General features: G+C 58.5%; 12 protein-coding genes and 3 pseudogenes. 10 read left to right on the top strand and 5 right to left on the bottom strand.

Translation table 11 applies throughout. The features are described 5' to 3' along the window. On the bottom strand, positions 1 to 1,301 hold a 1,301-nt coding region (locus tag APH30_RS24620), incomplete at its 3' end, for a DUF4158 domain-containing protein (RefSeq protein WP_156326648.1). Further along, on the bottom strand, positions 1,285 to 1,887 hold the full coding sequence (locus APH30_RS24615; protein ID WP_010465829.1) for a recombinase family protein: 603 nt from the start codon (positions 1,885 to 1,887) through the stop codon (positions 1,285 to 1,287). The genes APH30_RS24615 and APH30_RS24620, both read right to left, overlap by 17 nt. Before the next feature lie 191 nt (positions 1,888 to 2,078). On the opposite strand from APH30_RS24615, the gene APH30_RS24610 reads away from it, so the two are divergent. The 5 genes from APH30_RS24610 to APH30_RS24590 are packed head-to-tail and all read left to right on the top strand — an operon-like array spanning position 2,079 to position 3,829. Continuing rightward, positions 2,079 to 2,456 carry a type II toxin-antitoxin system RelE/ParE family toxin gene (locus APH30_RS24610; RefSeq protein WP_003151133.1) on the top strand — a complete coding sequence of 126 codons (378 nt, stop codon included), beginning with the start codon at positions 2,079 to 2,081 and terminating at the stop codon, positions 2,454 to 2,456. Next, positions 2,437 to 2,772, top strand: coding sequence for a helix-turn-helix domain-containing protein (locus tag APH30_RS24605; protein ID WP_001172026.1), 336 nt, complete (start codon positions 2,437 to 2,439; stop codon positions 2,770 to 2,772). Before APH30_RS24610 ends, APH30_RS24605 begins: the two co-directional genes overlap by 20 nt. Before the next feature lie 14 nt (positions 2,773 to 2,786). Beyond that, positions 2,787 to 3,122, top strand: coding sequence for a hypothetical protein (locus APH30_RS24600; RefSeq protein WP_000741275.1), 336 nt, complete (start codon positions 2,787 to 2,789; stop codon positions 3,120 to 3,122). A 23-nt stretch (positions 3,123 to 3,145) separates the two neighbouring features. Beyond that, positions 3,146 to 3,472 (top strand): hypothetical protein, encoded by a 327-nt coding sequence (locus APH30_RS24595; RefSeq protein ID WP_000091614.1) that lies wholly within the window; start codon positions 3,146 to 3,148, stop codon positions 3,470 to 3,472. A 15-nt stretch (positions 3,473 to 3,487) separates the two neighbouring features. Beyond that, entirely contained in the window at positions 3,488 to 3,829 is a 342-nt protein-coding gene (locus tag APH30_RS24590; protein ID WP_025999701.1) for a hypothetical protein, read from the top strand. Positions 3,830 to 3,862: 33 nt separating this feature from the next. Here the strand turns inward: APH30_RS24590 and istA are convergent. From istA to APH30_RS24580, 3 genes and pseudogenes are all read right to left on the bottom strand, one after another. After that, positions 3,863 to 4,576, bottom strand: a pseudogene (gene istA / locus APH30_RS24585) (IS21 family transposase); the annotation flags it as partial. Positions 4,577 to 4,691: 115 nt separating this feature from the next. Beyond that, a pseudogene (locus APH30_RS28425) lies at positions 4,692 to 4,886 on the bottom strand (hypothetical protein); the annotation flags it as partial. 426 nt (positions 4,887 to 5,312) lie between these two features. Next, a complete protein-coding gene (locus APH30_RS24580) occupies positions 5,313 to 6,284 on the bottom strand; it encodes a site-specific integrase (RefSeq protein WP_010953881.1) in 972 nt (323 codons plus the stop codon). Between the two features lie 180 nt (positions 6,285 to 6,464). Here APH30_RS24580 and APH30_RS24575 point away from each other — a divergent pair, with 180 nt between their 5' ends. From APH30_RS24575 to APH30_RS29340, 5 genes and pseudogenes are all read left to right on the top strand, one after another. After that, positions 6,465 to 7,463: a DNA-binding protein gene (locus tag APH30_RS24575; protein WP_010953882.1), complete on the top strand. Its 999-nt coding sequence runs from the start codon at positions 6,465 to 6,467 to the stop codon at positions 7,461 to 7,463. A 39-nt stretch (positions 7,464 to 7,502) separates the two neighbouring features. Further along, positions 7,503 to 8,147: a DUF6036 family nucleotidyltransferase gene (locus APH30_RS24570; protein WP_011005888.1), complete on the top strand. Its 645-nt coding sequence runs from the start codon at positions 7,503 to 7,505 to the stop codon at positions 8,145 to 8,147. Continuing rightward, entirely contained in the window at positions 8,128 to 8,607 is a 480-nt protein-coding gene (locus APH30_RS24565) for a hypothetical protein (protein ID WP_010953884.1), read from the top strand. Before APH30_RS24570 ends, APH30_RS24565 begins: the two co-directional genes overlap by 20 nt. Before the next feature lie 67 nt (positions 8,608 to 8,674). Next, positions 8,675 to 8,803 (top strand): annotated as a pseudogene (locus tag APH30_RS30055) (CopG family transcriptional regulator); the annotation flags it as partial. A gap of 214 nt (positions 8,804 to 9,017) precedes the next feature. Continuing rightward, positions 9,018 to 9,218, top strand: a 201-nt coding sequence (locus APH30_RS29340; protein ID WP_256222125.1) for a DUF6088 family protein, incomplete at its 3' end; no start/stop codon positions are given.

The following is a 9,218-nucleotide window of genomic DNA, read 5'->3' as shown; positions in this document are numbered from 1 at the left end:
TGCTTGGCGAACACGCTCTTGGCCCAAGTCAGCGCCGCGAGCCATGGGTTATCGGGGGCCGTGCCGGCGAAGTCGAGCGCGACGTACAGCGGCCGTAGATGGCGTCGAATGCGTTCGGCCAGGCCGTCCACCGCCTGCCAGTGCAGCGCCAGTTTGTTCAGTGGCTTGACGCTCATGCGCTGCGCCGTGTTTTGCAGCAATTCCCTGGACATGATTTTGTAGGCGCGTTGGCGCACCTCGCCGAACGGCGTCGGATCGGCCACGCTGTCGTCCACGTACAGCGACAGCAGGCGGCCAACCTGCGGCGTTTCCTGATGGCGTCGCAGCTGTTCGGCGACAAAGGACTGTTTCGCACCCGTGCGGCTCTCGTCCTCAAGTTTTTTCATGTGGAAGGCCATCGCGTCGACCAGGTTGTCGGTGAGCTGCCGGTAACGTACCCAGGCATAGCACAGCAGGTAGAGCCGGGTCTGCTCCGCCTTCAGGTGGCGCAGGTCATGGACGGTATAGAAGTTCGCCAGGCTCGCGTAGTACAGCAGGTTCTGCTGCGAGATGCCGAGCTTGGGCAGCAGCGCCTTGGCGATCCCGTGCAAGGACTTCAGCGTGGCGCGCTTCTCGCGCTCCCCTGCCATCTGACGCCAGCCGAAATCTTTAGCGTCCTGCTTGAGCGCTGCCAGTTGAGACAGGGTGTCGTCACGCACCAGGAGCTGGCCCAGCGCAGCTTTGGCCGATTCGTCCAACACTTCTGCCAGCAAGCCGCCCAAGCGCCTGCGTTCGGTGGACAGGGCTTCACTGACCAGCTCTTGTAAGGTGGTGTGGCCGGGCCGGATGATTTTGTGCTCGCTGAGCCAAACGATCAGTTCGGCGGCCACGAATCCTGGCATTACGTCGCGCCGCACGATCTGTTCAGCCTGCTGTGCCAGTTGCGGCAGGAAGCTAGCCGCCCACGACCGGTAGCCGAACAGTTCGGCGATCTGACCCCTCTGGCTGTAGTGCTCATGCTTGGTGATCGCCTTGCGTTCGAACGCTTCGCCGTGGAAATAGCGACTCAGCACGAAGGCGCAATCGTCCTCGACCTCATGCCAATCGAAGCGGAAGAAAGCATGCTTGGCCTTGAAGTAGCCGATCTGCAAGACGCAATAGACTTGGGCCTGCAGGCTAGGCCGGCTGCTGGCGAACGCCAGTTCAGATTCGGTCAACGCCAGGTATTCCAGCCGCTGAGCATCGTCGAAGTCCGGTAGGCCGTACAAGGCTTCCTGCTCTGCGTCAGAAAAGACGGTGAGTAGCTTATTCTTGTTGCTCATCGACCGTCCTTCCCGCACCACGCCAACCTGCTCGCGTCAATGTTTCGATCAACGTAGTGCGCTTGACATTGAAGTTGCGGCACACCGCCGCCTTAGACATGCCGCCATCGAGCGCGGCGACGATGGCGTCCAGCTTCTCACCAGTGATCGCCTGCGGCCGGCCGCCGATCCGGCCGCGTTTGCGTGCGGCGGCCAAGCCCGCGACGACGCGCTCCTGAATCAAGGCGCGCTCGTACTGCGCGAGCGCACCGAACACCTGGAACAGGAATTCGCCCGAGGGCGTCGTAGTGTCCAGGTTCTCTGTCAGCGAGCGGAACGCCACCCGCTTGTCCTTGAGCGAAGTCACAATGGCGAGCAGGTGCGACAGCGAGCGACCGAGCCGGTCGAGTTTCCACACCACCAGCACATCGCCGGCTCGAACGAACTCAAGCGCCCGCGCCAAGCCGGCACGGTCATCCTTCGCGCCAGAGGCACGATCCTCAAACAGGTGACGCGGATCGACGCCGGCGGCGAGCAGCGCGTCGCGCTGCAAGTCCGTGCTCTGGCGGTCGGAGTCCGACGACACGCGCATGTAGCCAACCAACATAGGCGGATAACCATCAAAAACAGGTTTCCGCATAATAGTGAATAGCGATAGAGTTTTCCGTACATTTTTGAGGGGGTGTTGCACAGGTAGCACAGCGGCGGCTGACAGCCTGTCGCAAAACAAATGTTTTACGACACCTCCTTGAGGTTGCCGCGTTTACATCATTACCTGAACAGGTATAAAATTCCGTCATGACAAACAAAGAAAAACCGCTCGAATGGATCGCGAGCAGCCACAAGGATTTGATGGCGTTGCCGTCCGACGTGCGTCGCCGTTTCGGTTACGCGCTCTCGTTGGCGCAGATAGGCGATCAGGATGACGCAGCAAAGGTGCTCAAGGGGTTCGGTGGTGCCGGCGTGCTGGAGGTCGTCGAAGACGATGCCGGCGGCACCTATCGAGCGGTATACACGGTCAAGTTTGCGGAAGCGGTGTTCGTCCTGCACTGCTTCCAGAAGAAGAGCAAGAGCGGAATCGCCACGCCAAAGGCCGACATGGACATCATCCGCGCTCGGCTGAAGGTGGCCGAGGTATTGGCACAGGAGCTACGAAATGCAAAAACGAATCATTGAAGGCGTCGAGGTTCAGCGCAGCTCGGGCAACGTCTTTGCCGACCTTGGACTGCCTGACGCTGAAAAGCTCAAGATCAAGACCGGCCTGGTGGTCGAGATCAGGAGGGCCATGCGCGCCCTTGGGCTGACTCAACAAGCGGCGGCCAAACGCATGGGCATCCCGCAACCGAAGGTGTCGGGCATGATGCGCGGCGACTTCACCAATCTATCCGAACGCAAGCTGATGGATTGTCTGAATCGCCTCGGCTACGACATCGAAATCAAGGTACGGCCAGCAGCCGAGCCGATCGGGCATCTAACGCTCGCAACCGCTTAATCGGAGCCCTCCTGATGGCAGCCCGCATCACCGACGACGAATGGGACGAACTGACTCCCGAGAATTTCGATACCACGGCACTGCTGCGTGCAGTCGATGCCGTGGACGTGCTGCGCGGCGATTTGAATGACAGCGCAGACGGCGCACCTCCGCAACTGCGCACCGACCTGTTGAAGCTGCATCAACTGGCAATGGCCGCGTTCAACGAGGGATCACGCAGCCGAGTGGCTGAGCTATTTGATCTCGCCGTGGATCTTCAGGATCAGGTTGATCATCTGATGACCTCGCTGGAACAAGTGCAAGAAACCCTGTCCCGGTTGACGGCGCTCTACCCAGAAAGCCTGTCCTGAATGTTCTTGGAGACAACCACATCATGAGCCGCAGCCGCCGCAAAACGCCCATCGTTGGGCACACGACCTGCCGTAGCGAGCGCGAGGACAAGAAACTCTGGCATCAGCGCTGGCGAACTCACGAGCGCACCGCGCTGGCCAGCGCGTCGCCGGAAGCTCTATGCGCCCATCTGCCTCTACTGGAAAACCAGGTCAGCAACGTCTGGTCGATGGGTAAGGATGGCCGCTCCTACTGGCCCATCAAGCGCCAGGCCGCCACGGCGGATCGCATTGCCAACCACAAGGGACGCAATCCGCAAGAGCGCGCCTCCCTGAAAAAGCGTCTGCTGCGCAAGTGGATGAGCAAATGAACCTGTCCACCGGCTATCGCTTGGGCGCGAATCGCTGAAGAAGCAGAACTCCCAGCCGGCTACGAGGGCACGGCGACGCCAGAGGCGCATCGGGCCTGCGAGGTGATCCAGGAGCGGATTCGAGAGCACGTCGTCGCCACCAATGACATGCGGCTGTTCGGCCTGCTGCACCTGCTTGGGCAGGCGTCGCTGCGCATGGAGCAAGCGCTGTGGCCGGAAGAATATGCGCGGATGACCCGCGAGGTCGAGGAAGCTCTCCGAGAGGCCGACGACCCCAACGCCAAGTCGTACACCCACGAAGAAGTCATGCGGGCGATGCAGGAACTCATCGACCAAGCGCGAGACAAGCCATGTTGATCGGCTGACGGAAATTTCTGGGTTTCCGGCTTACAACCCCTTTTCCCAACCAGCGGCGACGTTGCAGAAGTCCGGATCGAACAGGTAATGCGCGCACATCACCGCAAAGCGCGCATTCACCGCCCGGCCTTTGCCCTTATTGACCTTGTCGACGGCGGTCTTCATGTTGTCGTAGATGCCCCGGCGCGGCACGCCGCCCAAGGAGCCGAACGAGCGTGTATGGGCGTCAAATAACATCTCATGGCCCTGGCTCGGATACGCCACAAGCCAGAACGCACGGCTGGCACACAGCTTCAGATGTGCCACCTGCATACGCCGGTAAATGCCGCCGACCAGCAAGCCTTCCTCGCTCCAGTCAAACTGAAACGCCTCGCCAAGAGCAAAGGTCAGCGGCACAAAGGCCTGCGACGCCTTGCCCTGTCCCCCTCGCCAGGCACGGATAAACGCGGTGAGCTGGCTGTAGCCACCGTCATAACCTTCGGCTTTGATTTGCGCCAACAGCGCCTTGGCACTGCGCCGCTGTTGCTTGGGCCGCAGCGAATCGGCTTTTAGCGCCTGCTCCAGCGTGGCGTGAAAAGGGCTGAGTTTGTTGAAGATCGCGCGGCGTTGGTAGACCGGCGGCTTGGCCTCAGGTGCTCTGACCCACTTGCGAATCGTGTTGCGCGCCAACCCGGTGCACTTGGCTATCTCATGCAGCGACAGCTTGTCGCGGAAATACATCCGGCGAATTTTGCCCATCATTTCCATACTGATCACCCTGTGTTCTCCTGCTCAAAAATTGAGCAGAAGCAGTTGAACACCTGGGTCAGTTTTCAGTCGGCAGAACAGCCTCTACTGGGTCAGTTTTCGGTCAGCGGCAACAGGCCAGTTCAAGATCGGATAGAAGATGGTGTAAACGCCGGGTCTTGCTGCCAGGCAGGCGGTGGGAGCGCCCCAGCGAGGACACGTCCCTAGTGTAGATGAACGGCTTGTAGTCTGATCCCTGGCCTTGGCCACGCCCGTCCTTGAGCCTTCTATCGATCTGGGCCTGGGTCAGCCCCTTGAATGTTCCAGACATGAGAAAGCCTGCACCCCCTGTGTCGATGACCTCAACATAGCAGATACAGGCTCAGGATGAAACTTTATTTGCAAGGATGATGCTTTATTAAAACGGATGAAACTTTATTTGCATCCCACACCAGTACAGCGATGAAGCTGGGCAAGATCACTGTGGTAGTTTCATAGCAGAAATCACCAAGGGTGCTGGTTAGCCCCGCACCAACGACCGTGCGGTTCATCCAACCATTTGTCTGAGATGGTTCTGCCTGGCCGACGCCCCTGTAGGCAGCGTGAATCGGGCGCTCAGCAAGGGATTTTATAATCGCTCTATAATTAAACTATAAAGATCTATAAAGCTCATTCTAGAGCGGCTCAACTGCCTGTATGTGTTGAGAGAGCCCGATTACACTTCATGTTGCGCCATCGTCCCTGGGGTGTGCCGATATTAATGAGAAGCTGAAAGTTGACCCAAAGGGCCAGCATGAAGCTCAAGGACAGGTTTAGCTGCAAGGCCGCCAAAGGATATGGCGGGGTCGATGTAGCGCATGGCAGACTTGATGTCTTTCCAGCCTACATAGGTCATCAAGGCCTTGAGATCCCAGCCATTTGCCGTGGCCCAAGAGGCGAAGCCACGGCGCAGCGAATGGCTGGTGTACAGCTCGGCCGATATACCGGCGCGCTGTAGGATCTGGCGCAACAAGCTGATCAGGCTGCCGGGATGCAAGGCCTCGTCGCTCAGGTGCCCCCAGCGATCCAGGCGACAGAACACTGCACCACGGGCAATGCCGGCGGCACTGATCCAGTCGAGATAAGCCTGCACCGGGCAGAGGCACTTCAAGGCTGGTACGTAATGAGTCGTGCCGAGGTTGTCCCTGTCACCCTTACTTTGTGGCAGGAACAGGCTCATGCCCGCACCGGCTTCGGCCTGGATATGTTCGACCTGCAGCCGACAGAGTTCGTCACTACGAAAACCCCGCCAGAAGCCGATCAGCAGCAACGCCGCATCGCGCCGGCTGCGAAGCAGGCTTGCCAAATTGCCGGACTGCTGAGCCTGTTCGGCTTCCCGACTCAGCCATTGAATTGCTTGCTCCAAGTGCTGCAACTGCAACGGCGCAGCCTGCTTCGTTTGCGCCGGATGCAATGTGCGGATGCCTTTGAGCACCTGACGCACTGTGGGTGTCTTGGTCGGATCAGGAAAACCTTGGGTGATATGCCATTGAGCCAGGGCGGCCAGGCGCTGTTTGAGCGTGCTGAGGCTCAGCGTGTCGGCGTATTCCACCAGGTAGCGCACGATGTTGTCGCTGGTGGCGGGCAGGAAGCCGCCCCACGTCACTTCGAAGTGCTCGATGGCCGATTGGTAGCTGCGGCGGGTGTTTTCCCGCGTACCAGCTTGTAGATAGCGCCCGACGTCTTTCATCGCCCGAGGTTGCCCTTTGTGTACTGGAAAACGGCTGCCAAACGACCGTTTTTGCCTTTCGTATTGAATAACACTCCATTATTTTATCTGATTTATTTGCTTTTAACTGGCTTTACATCAATCAAATTTAGTATGTAAATACATACTATGTAATCTACTACGAAATCGTAGGAGCAGACCATGGCCCGCGGCGGCATCAACAAGGCACTGGTTCAGAAGGCGCGACAGGCGATCCTGGCGCGGGGCGAGAACCCAAGCATCGACGCGGTACGGGTCGAACTTGGCAATACCGGCTCGAAAACCACCATTCACCGCTACCTGAAAGAACTCGAAGACGCCGAGCGCGGCCGAAATACCGCCGCGATACCGCTCAGCGAACAGTTGGCCAACCTGGTCGGCCAACTGGCAGATCAGCTAGAGGAGGATGCGCAGGCCACCGTGGCCCAGGAGCGCGAACAACTACAACGCGAACGGCTCGATTACCAGAACCAAGCTCGGCTGGCCGAAAGCCGAATCCAGCAGTTGGAAAGTCAGAGCAGCGGGCTCACGGAACAGCTTCAGGCTGTTCAGCAAGCGCTACAGCAGGAACAGCAGCAACGCCAACAGACCGAGGTTGAGAATGCCCGCTTGGCGCAGGCTAACGGCGATCAGGAGGTGCGCCTGCAGGATCGCGACAGCCAAATTCGCTCGCTGGAGGAAAAGCATCAACATGCCCGTGATGCTTTGGAGCACTATCGTCAGGCCAGCAAGGAGCAGCGCGAGCAGGAACAGCGTCGACACGAGTCGCAGGTGCAACAACTGCAACTGGAACTGCGGCAACTGCAGCAGACCTTGATAATCAAGCAGGACGAACTGACGCAGCTGAACCGCGACAATGCACGCTTGCTCACCGAGGCGCGGCAGTTACAAAAAGAGCAACATGCGCAGCAACAGCTACTGGCGCAGAAAAATCAGGCCATGGAGGCCTTGCAGAGCGTACTGGCCGGTTCCGAACGCTCGAATGAAGCCCTTGAACAGCGTTGTCGCACGCTGCAGGAGGAGGTGTCCCGGCTGGGCGAAGCCTCCGCGACTCTGGCGCAACAAGCGCAGGGCCTGCAGGAGCGCTTGGTCGAAGCCAATACACAGTTGAAGCTACTCAGGGCACCACTTGCGAACAGCGATGGCGCACCGAGCACATGAACCGGCACACATGAGTCCATGTGCTGAGTGGAGGTGAAGATGACACTAATTGAGACTGCCAATGAGGGGGCCGCGGAACCTGTCCGTTTGACTACACCGCTAGGCCAGGCCATTGGTAATCTGTTCGCCCGGGCCTTGCCGCTACTGGATGGCAACCCTCCAGGCTCGCTCAAGGTCTTCGTCTTCGGCGGCTGCGCGGTGCACCTGCTCACCCATGCGCGTGGTAGTGCGGACATCGATGCGGAGATCGAGGCGGCCCGCGTGCTGCGTAAGGACGAGATCATGGCCGTCTACACACCGCCAGAGGGTTATGAGGACAGCGACGGCCGCGACTTGCAGGTTTACCTGGATCAGAACTACACCAATGCCCTCGGGCCACTGCACGAGGACTACCGCGAGCGCGCCATCCCCATGGAGGGTTTCGAGGGTGAGCAGCCGCTGCACATCTTCGTTGCCGCCGGCGTGGATCTAGCAATATCCAAACTCGGCCGCTTTACGGAAAACGATCAATCTGATATCGAACAGCTCATCGAGTGCGGCCGTGTCGATGTCGGCCAGTTTGTTACACTGGCAACAGAGGCAATCGATTATGCCGTGGGCAACCGAAGTGCAATGCAAGGCTGCCTAAAATTGGTCACAGCGAAGTACCTGGAGGATAGGCGAGATGCCACGCCTGGATCGTAAACAAAGCTTTGGCGCGCTCCTGGAGACTGTCACCCAGCAGCGCCTTAGCCAAGTTGCGTCCGATGCTCTTGTGGAGCTCGCCAAGCAGTTGTGGTACGAAGAGCGCGACCTCGTGCCGGTCCTGCAGCGTGAAGTGGCGGGCAAGCTGCGCAAGCCTGAACAGAAGCTGCGAGCCCTCTATCTGGTCGACCTGCTGCGTCGCTTTCCCTGTGTATCAACGGAAAAAGCCGCGCGCCTAAAAGGCTTTGTCAGCAGTTGGTCGAACCTGAAACCGGCTGAACGCTCGCCGCGGGCGACCCAGTTGGTCTCTCGCTACAAGCTCGACAAGCTGGCCTATGAGTGGGGGCTGGAGGAAGACGTCAGCAAGCAGATGCAGGATGTTCTGGCTTTCCAAACTCGCCATTACGCTGCCTCTCAGGGCGTGAAGACGGGCTATTCAGAGACAGCGCCCGTCGGTTAGCAGCAGGGCACGGCAAAATGGACTCGGAATGACCAACTCAACAAATGACGACCGACGATTCGCTGATCTAACGCGCGAGGCATTAGCTGACGTGAGCGCGGGTTTGGTGATTGATCACGAATTGGTCGAGATTTGGGCCCAGAGCCTTGATACCGATACCTCAGTGTCTTTACCTACTCCAGATCGGCCTACTTAATTCGCACCAGGCTGAACTCATCCTCATTTTTGCCTTATCTAGGCTTGCCCTGTGCGCGTGGAGCAACCGCATAAATATTTAAATAAGATAGAAACGAAGTGAGTGAATATTCATCTTATCTCGGCATGCCCCCTATACCTGTACGAGGCCGCTCTTCGTTTGTTCAGTGTCAGAATCGTTGCTAGGTTTCTGACATATTTCAATAAAATTAGCCATGACCATGAAATCCCTTCCCGAGACCATCGTCGAACACTGCAGGCTTCTCCCTGAAGGAGGCATTCTTGCACCAAACGAATTCCTTCATTTGGCTAGCCGCGCAGCGGTGGACCAAGCATTCTCTCGATTAGCCAAAGGAGGGGAGTTGATGCGAATCTCACGTGGCCTCTATGTGGCGCCGGTCACTGGGCGCTTCGGC

Origin of the sequence: Pseudomonas sp. NBRC 111127, from assembly GCF_001320345.1 — a bacterium.
GTDB lineage: Bacteria > Pseudomonadota > Gammaproteobacteria > Pseudomonadales > Pseudomonadaceae > Aquipseudomonas > Aquipseudomonas juntendi.
The sequence above is the reverse complement of the archived record's forward strand: the minus strand, read 5'-3'. Positions and strand labels throughout refer to the sequence as shown.